The following is a 20526-nucleotide window of genomic DNA, read 5'->3' as shown; positions in this document are numbered from 1 at the left end:
GGCGTCGTGGCGCCCACCCGAAACGCTTGTGAGGCTGGATCAGGCCCGCGCGTTGCCCTGGTATGCATTGGCGGGTTCGGCACTGCCTTGGCTGGCGATCCGCGCAGCCGCCTCGGCGTCGACCTGGTGCAGTGATTTGCCACGGGTTTCGCGGGTCAGGCCTACGGCGACAATCGAGATCAGCGCGGCGCCGACCAGGTACCAGGCGATCGGGGTTGAGCTGTGGTATTTGTTGAGCAGGGTGAGCGCAATCAACGGTGCCAGGGAGCCGGCAAAGATAGGTGCAACCTGATAGCACAGCGACAACGCGGTATAGCGGACATGGGTGGGGAACATCTCGGCCATCAGCGCCGAGTACGGGGCATAGGTCATCGATTCGATGGCCAGGCCCAAGGTAATGGCCGTCATGATCAGCCAACTGTTACCCGTGTCCATCATCGGGAAGCCAATGAACCCCCAGAAGGCTGTCAGCACTGCACCGGTCAGATACACCGGTTTGCGCCCGACGATATCGGACAGGTAACCCATCAGCGGGATCAGGAAGAAATGCAGCAGGTGTGCACCGAACATCAACAGCAGAATCTGCGATGTGTCCTTGTGCACGACCAGCTTCAGGTACGTAATCGAGAACGTCACCACGGTGTAGTAGAGGATGTTTTCGGCGAATCGCGCCCCGATCCCGACCAGCACGGCACGCCAGTGGTGACGCAGCACTTCGACCACGCCCAGTTGCTGCGAGGTGTTCTGCGCTTGGCGTGCCTGGGCCTCCTTGAAGATCGGCGCATCATCGACGCTGGTGCGGATCCAGTAGCCGATCAATACCACGACGGCCGAGAACCAGAACGCTACGCGCCAGCCCCAGGCCAGGAACTGTTCCTCAGTCAGGCTTGAGGACAACAGCAGCAAGGCAACGGTAGCGACCAGATTGCCGGCGGGTACCCCGGCTTGCGGCCAACTGGCCCAAAAACCTCGGCGGTTGTCCGGGCAGTGCTCGGAGACCAGCAGGATGGCCCCGCCCCATTCGCCGCCAAAGGCGAACCCCTGGATCAGGCGCAAGAGCACCAGCAACAACGGCGCGGCATAGCCGATGCTGTCGAACCCCGGCAGGCAGCCCATCAGGAAGGTGGTAATTCCGACCACCACCAGGCTCAGTTGCAGCAGCCGCTTGCGGCCGAACTTGTCGCCATAGTGACCGAACACCAATCCGCCCAGCGGGCGGGCCAGAAAACCGACGGCGTACAGGGCAAAGGCAGCAATGATGCCATCGACCGGGCTGTCGGTCTGACGGAAGAACAGCTGGCCGAAGACCAGTGCCGAGGCGGTGCCATAGAGAAAAAATTCGTACCACTCGGCCACGGTGCCCGCCATGGCGGCAGCCACGACGCGTTTCAATCCGGAGGGCGTGGTGGAGCTGGAAGCATGCGGGTGAGTAGGCATGGGATGTCCTTTCAAGGCACGAAGAGAGGAGGGGCGATTATCGGTAAATCCACTCAGGCACCTGGCCAGGTGTCTGATAGTCGATAGCCCTGGGGCCATGGGTCCGTTGGGTCGAGTAATAACTGGTGTGTTCCGGTGATCCAGGCTTGGCCGGATATGCACGGGTAGATTGCTGCGCGTCCGGCCACCTCGGTCAGTGAGTCGATGCGGCAGTGGAACTCGGAGCCAATGATCGAGCGCCCGATAAAACGATCTCCCACGTTCATCAAGCCTTTGGCCTGGAGCACTGCCATGCGTGCCGAGCAGCCGGTACCTGTGGGTGAGCGGTCGATCTTGCCGGGTTGGATGACCACGGCATTGGCGCCGCTGGCAACGCCACGTTCACTCACGATAGGTGCGGCGATCTGGCAAAACGAGATATGCGACCACTCGGGGTTCAGCGGGTGCACGAAGCCCAACTGCTCATTGGCTGCCCGAGTGATTTTCAGCCCCACCTCGACCAGATCCGCGGCCTCGTCGGCCTGGATGGCAAACCCCAGGCGCTTGGCGTCGGCGATCACGAAACTGTCACCGCCATAAGCCGTGTCGACTTGTAGCGTGCCAATGCCCTCGACCTCGATCCAGGCATCAAGGTGGTCGGCGAACGAGGGCACGTTCTTGATTTCCACACGTTCGACCTTGCCATTGCGGCAGTCGGCTACCGCTTCAATCAGGCCGCCTGGCGCCTCGAGCACCAGATGGGTTTGCGGTTCGGTCATCGGCAGGATGCCGCTTTCGAGCAGCACGGTGGCCACGCAGAGTGAGTTCGAGCCGGACATCGGCGGTGTGTCGGCCGGCTCCATGATAATCCAGGCCATCTGTGCCCGCGGGTCTTTGGGCGGCACCAGCAGATTGACGTGGCGAAAGACGCCGCCACGCGGTTCATTGAGGACGAAATTGCGCAGGGTCTGATCGTTGGCAATCCAGCGAGACTGCTCCCACACAGTGGCACCAGGTGGCGGCGCGACGCCGCCAACAATCACGTCGCCCACTTCGCCTTCGGCATGGCAACTGACGACATGAATCACTTTTGAAGAGCGCATGGTGTACTCCTATTTGACTGATTTGAGGAACGCAGCGGTTTCAGGCTGGAGAGGGTTGCCAATCACCTGATCGGGCGATCCGATTTCATGCACCAATCCATTGCGAAAGAACGCCACGCGATCCGAAACGTCGCGGGCAAAGCGGATCTCGTGGGTGACCAGCACCATGGTCATGCCGTCTTCGGCGAGCGTGCGCATGGTGTCGAGCACTTCGCCAACCAGTTGTGGATCAAGTGCCGAGGTGGCTTCGTCGAACAGCATGTAATCCGGCGACATGGCCAGTGCACGGGCAATCGCCATGCGCTGTTGCTGGCCGCCCGAGAGCTTGCCGGGAAACACCTTGAGCTTGTCCCTCAGGCCCACGTGCGTCAGTTGCTTTACCGCCAGCGCTTCAGCTTCTTCGCGGCTCTTGCCCAGCACTTTGCGGGGCGACAACATCACGTTTTCCAGTACGGTCAGGTGGGGGAAGGCGTTCCACTGCTGAAAGACAATGCCGATTTTCTGGCGCAGTCGATTGAGGTCGGTGGCCTTGTTGTGCACTTCGACCCCGTCCACGCGAATGCTGCCTTTCTGGATCGGCTCAAGACCGTTGATGCACATCAGCAGGGTGGACTTTCCCGAGCCGGAGCCGCCGATGATCGATACCACTTCGCCCTTGTTGACGGTCAGGTTGACGCCCTTGACCACTTCGAGTTCACCGAAGGATTTGTGTACGTTGTCGATCTCAATCATTTTCTTGCCACCTTGCTTCCAGGCGAGCCCCCAGACGTGCGACCGCCAGGCTCATGAGGTAATAGATAAGGCCCGCGATGCACAGCACCAGAAGCGGCTCCTGGATGCGGGTCACGATGGTTTGCGAGGCGCGAAGCAGTTCAACGATGCCGATCCACATCACCAATGCGGTGTCTTTCATCACCCCCAGCACCAGGTTCAGCCAGCCGGGGAAGGCCACCCGCGTCGCCATGGGCAGGACGATCCAGCGCAAGTCCTGGAAGTAACTCAGGCCCAGCGAACGACTGGCCCGGCGCAGCGTGAAAGGCACCGACAGCACGCCGCCGCGCACAATTTCGGTGAAGTACGCGGCGGTGTAGATGCCGAGTACGATGCAGCCGACGCTGAAGGCGCTGATATTCAGGCCGACGATGCTTTTGAACGAGTTGAACAAGACGAACTGGATCAGCAGCGGCACGCTGCGAAAGATGTCCAGGACCCAGGCCAGCGGCAGGCTGGCGAGTGGCATCAGGGCCCGTAGCAAGCCGAACACCAGGCCGGCGATGGTGCCCAGGATGATTGCCCAGAAGGTCAGCTGCAGGGTGACCCAGGCACCGTCGAGCAGGAACAGCAGGTCGTTCCAGGTAAAGCTGGTGGTTAGCATGAAGAGGTCCTCAATAGCGGAACAGCCGCCAGGCCATGAGCCGGGCTACCGCGACGATCGACTTGGCGATCAGGTAATACAGAACCGCCGCGAGCGCGAAATATTCAAAGGTCCGGAACGTTTTGACGTTGAAGTCCTGGGTCACGCCGGTGAGGTCGTTGTTCAGCCCGACGATCACCCCCAGCGACGTCATCAGCACTGCCCAGACCATCTGGTTGCTCAAGGGGTAGAACACCACCCGGAGCAGCTGCGGAACGATGATCATCCGGTACGTTTGAAACGCGCTCATGCCCAGCGAACGGGCGGCGCGCATTTGGGTGCTGGGAACGGCCTTCAGGCCACCGCGAAAGTTCTCCGCCAGGTAACCGGCATTGTTGAAGGTGATACCGGCCAGCAAGGCCAGCCATGAGCTGACGTGCAGCCCCAGCGAACCGAGGCCGAAGTACAGGATGTAGATCTGGAACAGAGAAGGCGTATTGCGGGCGATCGACACCCAGCCATTGGCAAAGCCACGGATCAGCGGTTGCGGGGCTTCACGCATCACCGTCAAGGCCAGGGCAATCAGCACCCCGAGAATCATCGACAAGGCCGCGGTCTCGAACGTGACCCAGGCCCCAGCGAGCATGTCTGGCAGCGCACGCAGCGCTGAGCGCCACTGGAAGGTGTAATCAAACATGCGCAGGTTTCTCCTGTTGAATGGCAGGTTGCAGCCAACGTGGTAGGCGGCCGCTGGCCGTGGTGGTGCAGGCGCTGTCGACACATTCGGCAAGGCTTGCGAAGTGCACCAGGCGCCCCACCAGCCCCGGTGCGTAATGGGCGTACTTGCCCGAGTTGGTCATGAGCGTACGGGCCCCCGGTGGCATCACCGGCTCACCGACCATGCACCAGCAGGTATCGGTGATCAGGGTCGCGCCGAAGCGTTCAAGCACGTCCAGGTATCCCGCGTCTCGGGCCTGCTCCAGTACGGCCCGCCCACAGGTGATCGCCAGCACCATGTCAGGGTGTTTGCGTCGGCCGTGGCAGAGGTGTGCCAGCTGAGCAAACTCACTCAGTGAAAAATGCGGATTGCCCAGCGAGACAATGTCCACATGCGGGTCGTTGGCACTGTTGAGCTCGCACCAGGCGTCATACAGGTGCTCAAGGCGAATGCGGATAACCTCGGGCGCATTCCCAGGCGCCAGCACGTTCGCGGGCTCCAGCGCCTCCGGGGTGACTCCGCCGATATGAAACAAGGGCGCGGCCGACGTGGTGGCAAATGCCGCACCGAAGGCTTTCAAGTCGTCCAGGCTCGGGGAGGCGTTTTGCAGCCCCAGCACCAGCGGGATTCGGGAGCCTGCCAGGGCACCGATGTGATAGCCCAGCAGTGGGTAGAAGGCGTCGTCCAGATCCTCCAGCGGCGGCACTTCGACAATCATCCGGGCCTTGCGTTGGGCTTGCAGGTGGCAGCCAGCCAGTGGTGCCCGGCCAGTCAGGGCAATACAGATATCCAGGTAATCCGGGTATTTCTGGGTGTGTGCCCCCAACACGCTGTTGGCATAGACCACGGCATTGGATTCGGCCCAGACGATCTGTTCTCCGGCCTTGGGGGCGCTGTCGAGCAGGTACGGTGCGCAGGTGTAGCTCAGTTGCGCACCCATGGCCATGTAGGCATCCCCCAGCGCACTGGCAGGTTCGCCAAGTGCCGGGTCGACGCCCAACTCACGCCAACGGCGCTGATCAACGGATATCGAGTTGAGGGTGGTTGGCACGCGTACGCGAGCTCCCCACTTAACCAACTGCTCGGCAAACTGCAGGCTGGCGGGCCCGGTATAAATGCAGCCATCGATGTGCGCCTGGCTGATAGTGACCAGGCTGCTGGCGCCTTGCAGTTCGGCCATGCGCACCACCAGTTGCATGGCTACTTGGGCGGCCTTGCCATGCTGGCCGTCGAGCTGCGCCTGGTCTTCAGCGCTCAGCTCCAGTGACGCGCCAGGCACTGGTTCGGCCAGTGTGTTGCTCGCTTGGCAGTCGCTGTCGGGGGCGTGCTCGAATAACGTCAGCGCCTGCCCCTCCACCCGGGCGAACGCCGCATCGCGCAGTGCGCCGAAGGCTTCCCTGCCGATGCATAACACCGGCAGGGAACGTTCAAACAGGGTGTGAGCCACGAGCACGCCAAGGGTCAGAATTTCATCGACATCCGCCAGCACCAGTGCGGCCGGTGCATGACCATTGCTGATCAACTCCATCAGGACGCTGCTGCCTGTGCATGAGCCGCGACCGCTGGGGATGGCCAGCACGCGACCGGCCATATGCTGCCCGCTGAGCGGATGATGGCGATCAATGACTTCGCCACTGACGGGATCGACGCCACCCCAGAAGCTCAGACCGACATCGGCAAATAACAGTGCACCTTGTGCAGCACCACCGACCAAGGGGCGACCGGTCAGCGTCATGGGAGTACTTGGCATACCGGACACCTTGCTCAGTAGTAGACGTGCGGTACGGTCAACTCGGTCGGAGCAATCTCGGTCCCGACCCATTTAGCGAACAGCTCCTGGTAACGGCCAGTGCGCACTTGTTGGTTGATGAACAGATTGAGGTAGTTGATCAGGCCATACTCATTGCGCTTGGCGCCCAACGAAACGAAATCGACCACATACGGGGCATTGCCGGCGACCTTCAGGTTCTTGTACTTACCGGATTTCAAGGTGGCGGCGGCGACGGTATTGGTCACCACCGTGGCATCGATATGGCCTTGGGCGACGGCCAGGATGGTGTCGCTTTGCGATTGGTAGGCGCGGAAACTACCGTTGCCCCAGCTCTTCACGTCTTTTTCCAGCGCGATGGCTTCGTAGGTGCCACTGGTATTGCCCATGGCTTTGCCCTTGATGTCGTTGAAGCTGTTGATGCCGGTGTCATCGCGAGTCAGCACGACCATCTGGAAGGCAAAGTAGGGCACGGTCAGCCCAACCGTTTTGGCGCGTTCAAGGGTGTCTGAGGTGGATGCTACGATGACGTCGGCACGGCCTGATACCAATGCGGGAATGCGGTCGGGAAAGGGCGTTTCGACCACTTCGGCATCAACCCCAAGCACCTTTGCCAAATCATGGCAGTAGTCCACATCGAACCCGGCCGGGCTGTTGCTGGCATCGCGAAAACCCATCGGAGGGAAGTCCAGCGTCACCGCGCAACGCAGCTTGCCGGAGCTGATGATGTCGTCGAGCTTGTCGGCGTGGGCGGTGCTCATAATGGTGGAGCCCAGAACAGCGGTGAGGGATACGGCAAGGATCGAATGCTTCATGAGTGCCTCGTGTCGTAATGGTCTTTGAATATCGTATTGTGAATTTCGTATACGATATTAAATAAGCAATCGGCATGCCTATTCCCTGGCAGGCTCTGCAAATATTTTTGGATCGTTGTGGGGCATGCCTTCGGGCCGCTGGGCACGCGACCGCGGTATTGTTCCGGCTCGAAACTGTGCGAGGTAATGTTACATAAGGGAGCAGTAGCGTTAGTTTGTGCCTCCAAACGGGAACGCGGGGTGCTACCGCGGGGTGCGATTGGTTTTGCGATAGGGGCTCGGGGAGCGCTCGGTCAACGCAGAAGCTTGCCGGCGGAAGGCACTGTGATTGGTGTAACCGCAATGCAGGGCAATCTCGGTGGTGGGGAACTCGTGCTCCAGCAACAGTCGAGATGCCTCTGCAAGGCGTGCTTGATGAATCTGTTGCCGGGGCGTGAGTTGAAAGACTTCCTTGCCGTGACGCTCCAGTTGGGCGACAGATACGCTGGCCTTGGTCACCCGCGCGACAAGGCTGATGGTGCGTGTGAACTCGTTATGAATAGATTGGCGAAAGCGATTCAGGCAGGGGGAGTGTCGTCCAGGCACATCAGGGTTTCGATGCGCGCGGGGCTGAAGGGTGGACGTGGCGCTGAGGGTTGCCAGCCGAACAGGTGATGGACCGCGCCACCACAAATCCGCCCCTGGCAGGCGCCCATGCCACAGCGGCTGGCGAGTTTGGCCTCGCGCCAGTTGTCATGCCCAGCCAGTGCGGAATAGGCAACGTCTTCGCATCGGCAGACCAGGGTATCGGGTTCGGCGAGCGTTTTTAGTCCAGGTGCCAGGGTAAAAGCCTGGTGCAATGCATCGGCAAATCCTTGCCAGCGTGCCCGGCGCGGCCAAAGTTGCTCGGCGAGGTCAAGCTCGCCGACCGCTGCATATCCGGCAATTGCCCCTTCGACCAGTGCCAGTTCGCTGCCGCCAAAGCCCGTGCATTCGCCGGCGGCGTAATGGTCAGGGCGGCTGCCGGCTTGCCAGGCATCGACGGCGATGGCTTGTCCCGCCAGTTCGTAACCCAGTGCCTGGCCGAGTTGGCTATTGGGGATCAGACCAAATCCGCAGGCCAGCCGGTCACAGTCGATTTCGACTATCTTGCCCTGCTGTAGCAGGCGCACTGCCTCCAGCCGGCCATTGCCCAGTGCGGCGAGAACGTGGCTCTGCGGGCGGTAGTGGCGGTCGAACAGGTTGAATGACTGCACAAGCTTGTGGGGCCAGCGGGGCAGTTGCGAGGCAAACCGGGCGATCGCGCCCAGCGATGCCTGTTCGGCAATGCGCAGCACCTTGGCTGCGTTTTTCTTCGCCGTGGCGGCGCTGGCCAAGAGTAGAGGCCCGCTACCGGCAATCACGATACGTTGCTCATGCACCGTCAGGCCGCTCTTGATCAAGGCCTGCAGGCCGCCGGCGCCGGTGACACCGGGCAGGGTCCAGCCTGGAAACGGCAGAAGTAATTCCCGCGCACCGGTGCACAGGATCAGGCGGTCATAGTTGATCTGCCAGCCACGCTCGGCGTTCTCCAGCAGCAGGGACTTGGGACCCGCACTGGCAATCACCCGGGTACCGCTGTGGAGGCGGACGTTGGTGCAGGCCAGCAAGCGCTCACGTAGTTCACGTGCCTGGGCCGGTAGACTGGCTTGTGGCCCATCGCGCCAGATTTGCCCGCCGGTAAAGGGGTTGTCGTCAACCAATACAATCTGCGTGGCAAAGGGTGCGGCAGCAATGGCTGCTGCCATACCCGCTGGGCCGCTGCCGATAATCAGCAGTTGCGTGTCTTCGTTCATGACCGGGTCTCCACGTGCATGTCATCACGGCACAAGGTCTGGCAGGCCAGGCGCCGGAAACCGTCGATGCTGACTCGACACTCCTGGCAGATACCCATGCCGCACAACGGTGCGCGGCGCTGGCCGCTGACCGAAGTCCGGCAGCAGCCATCGTCATTCAACGCCAGCGCTGCGGCGACGCTGGTACCATCGGCGACGCGCAGCTTGCGACCGTCCAGGAACAATTCAGGCATACAGGGCTTCTCCCAGATAACGGTGGGGCAGATACGGTTGTGGGGGCAAAGGCGGGGCCTCATCGAACAATTGTGCGACCAGCAAATCAGCGGTGCCCGGTGCCGTCGTTACGCCAAGACCTTCATGCCCGACTGCCAGCCACAAGCCCTTGCGCTGCGGATGCGGGCCAACCAGGGGCAGGCCATCGGGGCTGGCGGCACGAAAGCCGGTCCAGGCGCGAATGCCATTGAGTTGTGCAAGCACCGGCATGTACTCGGCAGCACGCTTGAGCATCTTGGCCAACATCCAGCTCTCGACCTCAGGGGCCACGGTGCCGAATTGTCGTGAGGCACCGATAAAGAGCTGGCCGGTGGGCCGCGGCTGAATATTGCAGGCCGTCGATGGGCCACTGGTGGTGTGGGCGCTGGTGACATAGCCCAGTTCGACGAGGGTATGGGTCACCGTCCCGGGATAACGGTCGGTGATCAGCAGGTGGCCTTTTTTCGGTTCGATCGGTAGCTCCGGGCACAGATCATTCGCCTGAATGCCATTGGCCATCACCACCGCTTGCGCGCTGAGCCACTGGCCGTCCTCAAGCTTGACCCGGTTGCCATCGACTTCGACAACTTGCGCCTTACGCTGGCGGATGTTCGGGGTGTCGAGCATCCAGCGGGCCGTTGCCGGCGCATAAAGAATGCCATCGCCGTTTATCAGCAGGCCGCCTTCCAGGCCTTCGCGTAAGTGCGGCTCACGTTCGCGCAGGCTCTGGCGACCGACCAGTTCGCAGCGGACACCGTGGGCTTTCAGGTTGTTGTATTTGCTTTGGGCAACCGCCATTTCTTCCGGGTTGGCCGCGAGCCAGAGCGTGCCGTTGCTGCGGTAAGCGCAGTCGTCAGGCAACTCGCTGGCGGCATCGCGCCAACGTTGCAGCGAGTATTGGCTCAAGGCCAATTCAGCCGGGTTGTCATCGAGTACCAACAGATGGCCCATGCCGGCCGCCGTGGCGCCGGACAGGCCGGCATCCAGTACCAGCACGCTCAGGCCACGGCGTGCCAGGCCCTGGGCGCAGGCCGCGCCGATGATGCCTGCACCGATCACGATGATGTCGGCGACCGCTGTTGGGGTCACAGGTGAATGCCCCAGGCGAAAGGATCATCCTGTTCAATCACCAGGGTGGCTTCGGCGCTGATATGGGCACGTCCACGAATGGTTGGCACAATCCGATCCCCCAGGTGTTCGTAGGAGCCTTCGAATTCGCTACCGATCACGCTGGCCTGGCGCCAGATCTGCCCGGCCTGCAATTTACCGTCGGCGGCCAGGCATGCCAGTTTGGCGCTGGTACCTGTACCGCAGGGGGAGCGGTCATAGGCCTTGCCTGGGCAGAGTACGAAGTTGCGGCTATCGGCGTGCTCGTCGTCGGCGAACAGCTCGATATGATCGATCAGCCCACCGTCTTCGCCGCGAATGCCTTGGGTCTGCAGGGCGTGTTGCACGGCGCAGGTGTAGGTGGTCAAGGCCTCGAGATTATGACTGGCCACGGCCAGCCCATGGTCGGCGATCAGAAAGAACCAATTGCCGCCCCAGGCAATATCCCCGACGACCAGGCCCACCCCGGGCACCTCGACGGTCACGGCTTTTCTGTAGCGATAGGCGGGTACATTACGCACGCTCACCGACCGATCTTCATGCAAGGTGGCTTGCACGGTGCCGACCGGCGTTTCAATACGGTGAACGCCAGGGCCGATCTTGCCCAGGTGCGCCAGCGATACCACCAGGCCGATGGTGCCGTGGCCACACATGCCCAAATAGCCGCTGTTGTTGAAAAATATGACACCGGCACAGGCGCTTGGATCTACCGGTTCGCAGAGCAGGGCGCCGACCAGTACATCGCTGCCACGGGGTTCGAGCATGCAGGTGGCGCGCCATGGATCGTACTGTTCGGCCAGCCGCTGCCGGCGCTCTGCCATGCTGCCGTTGCCCAGGTCAGGAAAGCCGTCAGTTACCAGGCGGGTCGGTTCGCCGCCAGTGTGAGAGTCGATCACGGTAATACGTTTCATCAGAAGGCCACGTCCGTTCAGATTGGTAGACGAAAGAGTGGCCTGTACCGCGGTATGTCGGCTTGATGTATTTGTCAGTCGTGGATGACGAAATTAGCACAGTCGGTTGAATCAGGGCTTGGCCGATGGCAAGTGCTCGAACAAGGTTTTACACACCCCGGCAATGTGTTCGTCAAGCAGGCCCGCAGCCCGCTCTACATCGCCGTCTCGACATGCCTGGAGGATTTCGTGGTGCTCATGGTCGGCCCGCTCCTTGCCTGCTGACAGGCTCATTTGCATGCGCAGGTAGCGTTCCAGTTTGTCGTTGACTGAGCGGATCATGCTGATCAGGAAGGGGCGTTGCGCGGGCTCGTAGAGGCACGCGTGCAGTTCCCAGTTGAGTTCGGCCCAGCGACCCACGTTGTTTTCGCCGATAAATTCCTGGCAAATGCGTTCTGCGCGGGCAAAGGTGGCTTCTGTCATGTTGGGTATGGCCAAGCGCAGGGCCTTGTCTTCGAGCAGCATGCGCACTTCGAACATTTGCGCCAGTTCCGATTCCGACATGCGTGTCACCATGGCGCCACGATTGCGTTGGAACATGACCAGGCCTTCGGCTTCCAGGCGCTTGAGTGCTTCGCGGACCGGGATCTTGCTGACGTTGAACTGGCGCGCGATATCGTCTTGGCGAATAGGTTCGTCTTCGGCGAATTGCCCGGCAACGATGGCGTCGCGCAGATGCCGGGTGATGATTTCCGAAGTGGAAGGTATGTTGCCGAGGTCCGGGGCGTTGAGGTGAGGTATGTTCACGGTATGCAGTCGTTTTAATTGAATTCAGCATATGGTATACGAGATTTCTGGCGTCCACCTGCCTTTGCCCGTTAACACTCACAGGGCTTGAGAGTGCCTGTGTAAGGGCTCCAATCGTCCTGGCCAGACGCATCCCGCAAGCGCTGAACGCCCCTCGGAGCTCAGCGCTTGCGGGATGTGGTTTTTTTGGCAGCGGTAGCTCTCTACGAGTGTTCCCGCTGACCGTCGACCAAGCGACTGAGCTTTAGCGGATTATCGCCCCTGATCGCTGATGGCAACAAAGCGTCCGGCAAATTCTGGTAGCAGACCGGGCGAAGGAAGCGAGCGATTGCGGCGGTGCCGACAGACGTCGAGCGAGAATCGGACGTGGCGGGGAACGGCCCACCATGAACCATCGCATCGCACACCTCGACACCTGTTGGCCAGCTGTTAACCAGGATGCGACCGGCTTTGCGCTCCAGGGTCGGGAGCAGGCCTCTCACTGCTTCAAGGTCGCCTTCGTCCATGTGAATCGTCGCGGTCAACTGACCCTCCAGGTGCTCGGCAACCTGGTGGAGCTCGGCCATGTCAGCGCATTGCACAATCAGCGAGGCTGCGCCGAACACTTCGACCTGCAACTGTTCTTCTCGAAGAAAATCCGCGGCCTGTGCCGTGAAAAGGTGGGACTGGCATTGGTTGGGGCCATCACCTTTCGAACCGGCGGCAACCAGGACGGCTTTTGCGCTTTGAAGCAATGCGCCGACACCCTCTTCAAAGGCATTGAAGAGGGTCGGGGTCAGCATGGTTTGAGCGGGGCTGCACATGACTGCGTCTGCAGCGGCGGCGGTGAACGCGTCCAGGGCGGCTCCTTTGACAGCGATAACCAACCCGGGATTGGTGCAGAACTGCCCGGCCCCCTGGTTGAGGGAGCTGACGAACGCTTGCGCCAGAGGCTGGTGCTGAGACTCAAGGGCTGCTGAAAACAAAAACACTGGATTGATTGAGCTCATTTCGGCGTACACCGGAATGGGCTCATGGCGCGCCTGGGCAGCCTTGCACAAGGCCATGCCGCCACTGCGCGATCCGGTGAAGCCAACGGCCTTGATGCGTCGGTCGCTGACCAGCGCCAAGCCTACTTCGCGGCCTGCGCCGAACAGCAACGAGAACACTCCGTCGGGCAGTTTGCATTTCTTGACCGCGGCCTGAACGGCTCGACCAACGAGCTCACTGGTACCAGGATGTGCGCCGTGTGCTTTGACCACTACCGGACAACCCGCAGCGAGGGCTGAGGCGGTGTCGCCACCGGCCACCGAGAATGCCAAGGGGAAATTGCTGGCGCCAAATACCACCACCGGGCCCAGTGCCACGTGCTGCTGACGCAGGTCCAGGCGCGGCAAGGGCTGACGTTCCGGCAACGCATTATCGACTCGAACGTCCAGCCATTCACCCGCACGCACCGTCCGCGCAAACATTCTGAGTTGGCTGCAGGTGCGGCCACGTTCGCCTTGAATGCGCGCACGCGGCAAGCCTGTTTCAGCGCTGGCTCGTTCGATCAGAGTGTCGCCGAGCGCTTCGATTTCATCAGCAATGGCCTGCAGGAAATCGGCCCGGAGCTCCGGCGAGGTTTCACGGTAGCGATCGAAGGCCGCCCACGCCAATCCGCAAGCCTGGTCCACGTGTTCTTGAGTGCCGCCCAGGTAGGGGGGGGCGAGAGTCTCGTTGGTGGCCGGGTTGATCGCCCAGACTGCTTCACGGGTACCCTTTACGGCCTGTTGGCCAATCAGCATTTCACCTGTCAGATTCATGTGGCTTCCTGAGGATCAAAAGATGCTGTGCCCGCTCAATCCCCGGATGAAAACAGTTCATCGAGGGATTGCGGGGCACGCGGTAGATCGGGGCGGTCGCGCAGGAGGGGCCGCCTCTGATAGACGTTTGCGGCTCAGGCCTTGTTCAGCTCTGCAGACCAGTTGCGGTACCACTCACGGAACAGTGCGTACTGGTTTTCGACGTACTTGCGCTGGGCATCGCTGAGTACGTCGGTTTCGTTGAAGTGCAGGGTGTATTCCGTGTCGCCGTTGAGCACCATCAAATGCTTGTAGTACAGCACCAGGTCGGTGCCTTCGTCGAAGGAGGAAAGTACGGCCAGGGCCGACTCCAGTTCCAAGGCTTGGCGGCGGGCGCAGGCATTGCCTTTGGCGGCTTTCCGGCTCAGGTCGACCAGTTGCAATATTTCACGCGGCAAGGCGTTGCCGATACCGGTGATAGCGCCGGTGGCACCGCAGTTTACGAAGCCGTGGAACACTTGAGTGTCGACGCCGGCCATCAGGATGACGTTCTCATCTTGGGAGGTGATGTGCTCAGCGGCGTAACGCATGTCGACAGCGCCGCCGAACTCTTTGAAGCCGATCAGGCTTGGGTATTGACGGCGCAATTCGAAGAACAGGTCGGCACGGGTAGCGAAGCCATAGTGCGGGCTGTTGTAGATCACCGCCGGCAAGTTGGGGGCAGCTTCGAGAATGGCAGCGAAGTGGGCTTTCTGGGCGGTAAGCGAAGTGCCGCGGGAGAGCACGCGGGGAATGACCATCAAACCATGGGCGCCGACCTTGGCTGCATGTGCAGCGTGGGAAATGGCTTCTTTAGAGTTCACGGCGCCAGTCCCGACAATGGTCGGAACCCCCGCAGCAACCAGGCGGCTGACGCCTTCCTGACGTTGCGCCTCACTCAGTAGTGGCCAATCGCCCATCGAGCCGCAGTAAACCACAGCGCTCATACCGAGTTCGATCATTTCGCGGCCTTTGGCCACGAGCTTATCGAAGTCTGGCTTGCGATCAGCGGTGCACGGGGTCATGAGTGCAGGAATGGTGCCGGTGAAGATGTTGTCGCTCATTGTGACCTCTCGAATATTCGTTTTGTAAGTGCCTCCTTTCAGGGAGGGCAGTCGCTCGCAATGCAAGGCCACCTGAAAACCCTGATTTGCGAATATCGTATACGTTATTTCTTATTCCGCATGTTGTAAAGGGTGATTGAGAGGACGGTTGGTGGCTGTCGCTGAGAAAGCTCGGGAATGTGCGTGGCCATTCAGATGGCAAGCCCGCTGGGTTGTCAGCGATCTTAAAAAATCATCACGACCGGGAGAGATCGCTGGCGCAGGCGACGCGCGTCGCCTTTGCCCTTAACTGTGCGGCGCCACTGATTGATCGAGAGGTTTTGGAGATTGCGATGGGTGGCAGTGGGTCGATGCGCGCATTCGACAGCGAAGCCGAAGCGATACGCTTGGCCAATGATTCGCCGTTTGGCCTGGCAGCGGCCGTCATGTCCCGTGATATTCCACGCTGCGAATCGGTTGCCCGGCGTTTTCGCGCCGGGGTTGCCTGGATCAATTGCTCGCAAGCGACTTTTGTCCAAGCCCCTTGGGGCGGTTACAAGCAGAACGGTATCGGGGGGGCTGCAACAACTACCTGGAAACCAAGCAGATCACGCGCTACAGCGGCGAAGCCTGGGGCTGGGAGTTGAGCTGAGGTGTCCTTTAGCCCCACGGCAGGCGAGTTGCTTGTGGGGTTTTTCAGCGCGGTTGGTGCTAATCAACAACGACATCATGCTTGATCTGGGGGCGCGACCGCGCTCGATGGAAGCGCACGCAGTCGATTGCGAATCAGGAGGGGAGTGTGAACTTGAAGAGGAACTCGATGGTACGGACGCTGATGCGGGCTGAAGCTGTGTAACTGTAGTCCGCGGTTTGAAGTGATGTTCAAATGGTTAGGAGCAGAGTTCAGTAACTTGTCTTGGGGCCTTCAACTGCTTGTTGTTGATGAATGCTGAAAACAAACTCATAACTAATACTTTCTGCTGTGGAAGAAACTCCTTTGAATTCAATGGGCCAGTGCTGGATATACGCCTTGTTTTTGCTCGGTGCTTTACTGGATGTGCTGCGCAGAATGTAACGACGCAAAGTAGTTAGTTGCTGCTGAATAATATCGAATTTTATTTAATTCGCTTTTCCTATACCCGCTGGTTGATACCCAGGAGCTTGAACGGAATCCGGCGCGGACCTTGAAGCTGTGACGCTGCCAAATCCCCCTGTTACGAATCATTGATTCTTGTGCATGTACAAGCTTCGAGCAGTATTGACTGCTGTATTGGCGCCAGTCCGCCGGTGAGGTTGTAGCCGCCCGAGGTTACTTCCTACGTATCGTACTGATTTGCGCAGGCGCATCATTGAAAGCCGTCTGGGCCTGGCATTACAGCGAGGTATATCAACTGAATAAGGGCGACAAATTTTAGCACGGAGGAGACTTTTGGAAGAAAGTCGACTTGATTAAGGAATTGTTTCCCTCAGTTTAGGAATTTTCTTAAGTTAATACTTGTCGCTTAGCGGTTATATTTTTAGCGCATTTGCTGCTTATTCAGCAGGAAGCTCTAAACAGGTCATGGATGAACTACTCAAATAAACTCTCCGCTCATTATCTTGAGCTCGCCAAATCCTCTGTTTCCAAAGGGGATTTTGCGGGCACGGATGTTCGTTTTTCGAGCGAGTACGAGGCCCTTGAGAGTGAGTTGGGCAAAGCCCAGTCCATGCACGAAAGCGGTCAGATCGACTGGCTGAAAGTGCTCGAAAGCAGTGAGACGCTGCTGCGCATGCAGTCCAAGGACCTGCGGGTGGCGGCCTGGCTCACCTGGGCGTTGTATCAGCGGGAGTCCTTCTCTGGCCTGCTGGCCGGTTCTGGCCTCCTGCAGTGCTTGTGTGAGCAGCATTGGCTTGAGGTCTACCCCAGTAAACTGCGTACCCGGGGTGCAGCCATCAGTTGGCTGGTGCCGCGACTGGAGCAGGTCTTCAGCGAGAACATCGCGATCAAGGAGCAGTTGCCGCTGTTTCGCCGTTTGCTGCTGAATCTGGAAAAACTCGACGCTGTGCTGACCCAGCACCTCGGCGATGACGCACCCCTGTTGCTGCCAATCTGTCGACGGCTGTCGAGCATGATCCAGCGCACCGTCGAGCATCAGCCGGAATCCGGCGCGGTGGGCGCGGTGGTGGCCCAGGTCAAGCAGGCCGCGACCCAGCTCTTCTCATCGGCGTCTGCCATCGACAATGAAAAGGACGCGCAGAAGGTCCTGCGTGCCTTGCAGGAACACTCCCGGCCGCTATGCGCCTGGTGGCTCAAGCAGAAGTCCACGGATATGCGCTCCTTGCGCCTTAACCGCACCATGCTGTGGTTACCCATCGACGCGGTTCCCGAGCGCAATGCCGAGCAGGTCACGGCATTGCGCGGGCTCCCGGCGGACAAGCTCAAGACTTACCAGGAACGCTATGCCAGCGGGCAGTTCGCCGATCTGCTGCTGGAACTCGAGGCCAGCCTGGCCAGGGCACCGTTCTGGTTCGACGGGCAGCGCCTGGTCTGGGAATGCCTGCAGGAGCTGAACGCCGACCAGGCGATGCGCGAAGTCGAATTTCACTTTGCGCTGTTGCTGCAGCGCCTGCCAGGTGTGGTCGAGTTGCGCTTTCACGACGGTAGCCCCTTTGCCGATCCAGCCACTCGCGCCTGGATCAGTGCCCATGTCATGCCCCATCTGTCCAGCACCAGTGCGCCGCGCCAGGTCGAAGCCAGCGCCAGCCAGCCGGTGTGGGAAGAGGCCCTGGAAGAGGTCTTGCCGATCCTGCGCAAGGATGGTCTCAAGGCTGCGGTTCAGGTGCTCAAGCCGGGCTTGCAGAGCGCTCGAGGCGGTCGTGTGAAGTTCTTCTGGCATTTCAGCCTGGCGCGGCTGTGTTTCATCGCCAAGAAGTACGAGCTGGCCAAGACCCAGCTGGAAACCCTGGATCAACAATTACAAAGCTCGGGCCTGCACGCCTGGGAGCCGGATCTTGCGTTGGAAGTGCTGCACCTCCTGCATAGCTGCTGTGAGTTGTTGCCGCAGAACCACGCAGTGCGAGAACGCAAGGAAGAGATTTATCGCAGGCTGTGCCACCTCGATCTCGAAGTGGTACTCGAATAGGCCCCAGGGCCAATCATCGCAAGGAGAAAACCCATGGCCAAAGAAGGCTCGGTAGCCCCCAAGGAACGCATCAACGTCACCTTCAAACCCGCAACCGGCGGTGCTCAGGAGGAGATTGAGCTACCGCTGAAGCTATTGGCGATAGGCGATTACACCCAGCGTGTGGACGAGCGCAAGGTAGAGGATCGCAAGCCGATCAGCATCGACAAAATGACCTTCGATGAAGTGTTGGCCAAGCAAGAGCTGAGCCTGACGCTGAGCGTGCCTAACCGTCTTCAGGAGAACAGTGACACCGATGAGCTGGCGGTGAGCCTGCGGGTCAGTTCGATGAAGGACTTCAACCCGGCCAGCCTGGTAGAGCAGGTGCCCGAGCTGAAAAAACTGATGGAGCTGCGCGATGCCTTGGTGGCACTCAAGGGACCGCTGGGTAACGCCCCGGCATTTCGCAAAGCCATCGAAGGCGTTCTCGCTGACGACGAAGCCCGCGTTCGTGTACTTGGCGAACTGGGCCTGAACGCCGCAGCCGCAGACGCCTGACCCAATCAGCCAAGGAAGCCAACACCCATGACTACCCGTGCCGCACAACAGAAAAGCAATGAGAATGGCGAGTACAGCATTCTCGACGGCATCATCGCCGAAACCCGCCTGACGCCGAACGACGAAGCCTACAACATCGCCAAGCGCGGTGTATCAGCCTTCATCGAGGAGTTGCTCAAGCCGCAGAACAGCGGTGAGCCGGTCAAGAAGGCCATGGTTGATCGGATGATCGCCGAGATTGATGCCAAGCTCAGCCACCAGATGGATGAGATTCTCCACCACCCGAGCTTCCAGTCGCTGGAGTCGGCGTGGCGCGGCCTGCAACTGCTGGTGGATCGCACAAACTTCCGTGAAAACATCAAGATAGAAATCCTCAACGTCTCCAAGCAGGATCTGTTGGACGACTTCGAAGATTCGCCGGAAGTGATGCAGGCTGGCCTCTACAAGCACATCTACACCGCTGAGTACGGCCAGTTCGGTGGCCAGCCGGTGGGTGCGATCATCGCCAACTACTTCATGTCGCCCAGCTCCCCTGACGTGAAACTGATGCAGTACGTGTCCAGCGTTTCCTGCATGTCCCATGCGCCGTTCATCGCCGCCGCCGGTTCGGATTTCTTCGGCCTGGAAAGCTTCACTGGCCTGCCGGACCTGAAGGATCTGAAGGACCATTTCGAAGGCCCGCAATTCGCCAAGTGGCAGAGCTTCCGTCAATCGGAAGACGCGCGCTACATCGCCCTGACCTTGCCGCGTTTCCTCCTGCGCAACCCGTACGACCCGGAGGAGAACCCGGTCAAGTCCTTCGTCTACAAGGAAACCGTTGCCAATCACCACGAGCACTACCTGTGGGGCAATACCGCGTATGCGTTCGGTACCAAGCTGACCGATAGCTTCGCCAAGTTCCGCTGGTGCCCGAACATCATCGGCCCGCAGAGCGGTGGCGCGGTGGAAGACCTGCCGTTGCACCACTTCGAAAGCATGGGCGAAATCGAAACCAAGATTCCCACCGAAGTCCTGGTTTCAGACCGTCGTGAGTACGAACTGGCGGAGGAAGGCTTTATCTCCCTGACCATGCGCAAGGGCAGTGACAACGCGGCGTTCTTTTCCGCCAACTCGGTACAGAAGCCGAAATTCTTTGGCATCAGCGCTGAAGGCAAGACCGCCGAGTTGAACTACAAGCTCGGCACCCAACTGCCGTACATGATGATCGTCAACCGTCTGGCTCATTACCTGAAAGTACTGCAGCGCGAACAACTCGGTTCGTGGAAGGAGCGCACCGATCTTGAGCTGGAACTCAACAAGTGGATCCGTCAATACGTTGCCGACCAGGAAAACCCAAGCTCCGAGGTCCGTGGCCGGCGGCCACTGCGTGCAGCACAGATCATCGTCAGCGATGTGGAAGGTGAGCCGGGTTGGTATCGCGTCAGCCTGAACGTGCGCCCGCACTTCAAGTACATGGGGGCTGATTTCACCCTCTCTCTGGTTGGCAAGCTGGACAAAGAGTAACCGGGAGCCCGCTCATGAACGGATACGGCAGCCTGTTTGAACGCTTGAACGCAGAGGCCGACCAGCGCGTCGGCTGGAGCCGCGAGGCCTGCGCGATGGCATCGGTGGCTGCCCATCTGGGCAAGATGCTCAGCACCCGTGCGGGCAGCGTGCAGACGCTGTCCGATTACGGGTTGCCCGATCTCAACGACATGCGCTTGAGCTTGCACGACGCCCTGAGCCAGGCCCGCCAGGCCATCGAGCATTTCATCGAGGCCTACGAGCCGCGGCTCAGTCAGGTGCGTGTCGTTTCCCTGCCGCGTGATCATGACCCGCTCAAGTTGGCGTTCAGCATTGAAGGCTCGCTTGAGGTCGACGGGATCAAGCGTCAGGTCAGTTTTTCCGCCTGCCTGGATGGCAGCGGACAGGTCAAGGTCAGTTAAGGAAACCACGATGACAGGAAACCCCGAAGTCTGCGCCAGTGCTCCTTGTGACT

At 60.1% G+C, this 20526-nt stretch carries 19 protein-coding genes and 1 pseudogene; 5 read left to right on the top strand and 15 right to left on the bottom strand.

All coding sequences use genetic code 11. The features are described 5' to 3' along the window. Window positions 1–39 precede the first annotated feature (39 nt). The 15 genes and pseudogenes from abaF to GV819_RS28330 form a co-directional block, all read right to left on the bottom strand. Entirely contained in the window at window positions 40–1437 is a 1398-nt protein-coding gene (gene abaF, locus GV819_RS28400) for a fosfomycin efflux MFS transporter AbaF (protein ID WP_161759347.1), read from the bottom strand. A 53-nt stretch (window positions 1438–1490) separates the two neighbouring features. Beyond that, complete coding sequence (locus GV819_RS28395) at window positions 1491–2519, bottom strand: trans-3-hydroxy-L-proline dehydratase (protein WP_161759346.1); 1029 nt, start codon at window positions 2517–2519, stop codon at window positions 1491–1493. A gap of 9 nt (window positions 2520–2528) precedes the next feature. Continuing rightward, a complete protein-coding gene (locus GV819_RS28390; RefSeq protein WP_161759345.1) occupies window positions 2529–3251 on the bottom strand; it encodes an amino acid ABC transporter ATP-binding protein in 723 nt (240 codons plus the stop codon). Continuing rightward, window positions 3244–3894, bottom strand: a complete 651-nt coding sequence (locus GV819_RS28385) for an amino acid ABC transporter permease (protein ID WP_161759344.1) — start codon at window positions 3892–3894, stop codon at window positions 3244–3246. Before GV819_RS28385 ends, GV819_RS28390 begins: the two co-directional genes overlap by 8 nt. A 10-nt stretch (window positions 3895–3904) precedes the next feature. Further along, the gene (locus GV819_RS28380; RefSeq protein WP_161759343.1) at window positions 3905–4570 is read right to left on the bottom strand and encodes an amino acid ABC transporter permease; all 666 of its coding nucleotides are present in this window, start codon (window positions 4568–4570) and stop codon (window positions 3905–3907) included. Continuing rightward, window positions 4563–6341: a cis-3-hydroxy-L-proline dehydratase gene (gene lhpI, locus GV819_RS28375; protein WP_161759342.1), complete on the bottom strand. Its 1779-nt coding sequence runs from the start codon at window positions 6339–6341 to the stop codon at window positions 4563–4565. Before lhpI ends, GV819_RS28380 begins: the two co-directional genes overlap by 8 nt. A 14-nt stretch (window positions 6342–6355) precedes the next feature. Next, complete coding sequence (locus GV819_RS28370; protein WP_161759341.1) at window positions 6356–7174, bottom strand: ABC transporter substrate-binding protein; 819 nt, start codon at window positions 7172–7174, stop codon at window positions 6356–6358. 243 nt (window positions 7175–7417) lie between these two features. Beyond that, window positions 7418–7714: pseudogene (locus GV819_RS33365) on the bottom strand (helix-turn-helix domain-containing protein); the annotation flags it as partial. Window positions 7715–7731: 17 nt separating this feature from the next. Continuing rightward, window positions 7732–8988 carry an NAD(P)/FAD-dependent oxidoreductase gene (locus GV819_RS28360; protein ID WP_161759339.1) on the bottom strand — a complete coding sequence of 419 codons (1257 nt, stop codon included), beginning with the start codon at window positions 8986–8988 and terminating at the stop codon, window positions 7732–7734. Further along, the gene (locus tag GV819_RS28355; RefSeq protein ID WP_161759338.1) at window positions 8985–9221 is read right to left on the bottom strand and encodes a (2Fe-2S)-binding protein; all 237 of its coding nucleotides are present in this window, start codon (window positions 9219–9221) and stop codon (window positions 8985–8987) included. The genes GV819_RS28360 and GV819_RS28355 overlap by 4 nt, the downstream gene beginning before the upstream one ends. Beyond that, on the bottom strand, window positions 9214–10329 hold the full coding sequence (locus GV819_RS28350) for an NAD(P)/FAD-dependent oxidoreductase (protein ID WP_161759337.1): 1116 nt from the start codon (window positions 10327–10329) through the stop codon (window positions 9214–9216). The genes GV819_RS28355 and GV819_RS28350 overlap by 8 nt, the downstream gene beginning before the upstream one ends. Further along, window positions 10326–11258, bottom strand: coding sequence for a 4-hydroxyproline epimerase (locus GV819_RS28345; protein ID WP_161759336.1), 933 nt, complete (start codon window positions 11256–11258; stop codon window positions 10326–10328). The genes GV819_RS28350 and GV819_RS28345 overlap by 4 nt, the downstream gene beginning before the upstream one ends. 111 nt (window positions 11259–11369) lie before the next feature. Next, window positions 11370–12044, bottom strand: coding sequence for a GntR family transcriptional regulator (locus GV819_RS28340; RefSeq protein WP_161759335.1), 675 nt, complete (start codon window positions 12042–12044; stop codon window positions 11370–11372). Window positions 12045–12247: 203 nt separating this feature from the next. Next, complete coding sequence (locus tag GV819_RS28335; protein ID WP_161759334.1) at window positions 12248–13828, bottom strand: aldehyde dehydrogenase (NADP(+)); 1581 nt, start codon at window positions 13826–13828, stop codon at window positions 12248–12250. A gap of 134 nt (window positions 13829–13962) precedes the next feature. Further along, complete coding sequence (locus GV819_RS28330; RefSeq protein ID WP_161759333.1) at window positions 13963–14910, bottom strand: dihydrodipicolinate synthase family protein; 948 nt, start codon at window positions 14908–14910, stop codon at window positions 13963–13965. Between the two features lie 332 nt (window positions 14911–15242). On the opposite strand from GV819_RS28330, the gene GV819_RS28325 reads away from it, so the two are divergent. The 5 genes from GV819_RS28325 (at window position 15243) to tssE (ending at window position 20473) form a co-directional block, all read left to right on the top strand. Then, entirely contained in the window at window positions 15243–15536 is a 294-nt protein-coding gene (locus GV819_RS28325) for an aldehyde dehydrogenase family protein (protein WP_306108862.1), read from the top strand. 918 nt (window positions 15537–16454) lie between these two features. Continuing rightward, a complete protein-coding gene (gene tssA / locus GV819_RS28320) occupies window positions 16455–18011 on the top strand; it encodes a type VI secretion system protein TssA (RefSeq protein ID WP_161759332.1) in 1557 nt (518 codons plus the stop codon). A gap of 33 nt (window positions 18012–18044) precedes the next feature. Next, window positions 18045–18548, top strand: a complete 504-nt coding sequence (tssB, locus tag GV819_RS28315; protein WP_161759331.1) for a type VI secretion system contractile sheath small subunit — start codon at window positions 18045–18047, stop codon at window positions 18546–18548. 27 nt (window positions 18549–18575) lie between these two features. Next, complete coding sequence (gene tssC / locus GV819_RS28310; RefSeq protein WP_161759330.1) at window positions 18576–20051, top strand: type VI secretion system contractile sheath large subunit; 1476 nt, start codon at window positions 18576–18578, stop codon at window positions 20049–20051. A 14-nt stretch (window positions 20052–20065) separates the two neighbouring features. Beyond that, entirely contained in the window at window positions 20066–20473 is a 408-nt protein-coding gene (gene tssE, locus GV819_RS28305; protein ID WP_161759329.1) for a type VI secretion system baseplate subunit TssE, read from the top strand. Window positions 20474–20526: the final 53 nt, after the last annotated feature.

It is taken from the genome of Pseudomonas sp. Fl5BN2, from assembly GCF_009908205.1.
In the GTDB taxonomy this organism is placed as follows: domain Bacteria; phylum Pseudomonadota; class Gammaproteobacteria; order Pseudomonadales; family Pseudomonadaceae; genus Aquipseudomonas.
Note: the sequence above shows the minus strand (reverse complement) of the source record. Positions and strands in the feature narration are given on the sequence as shown.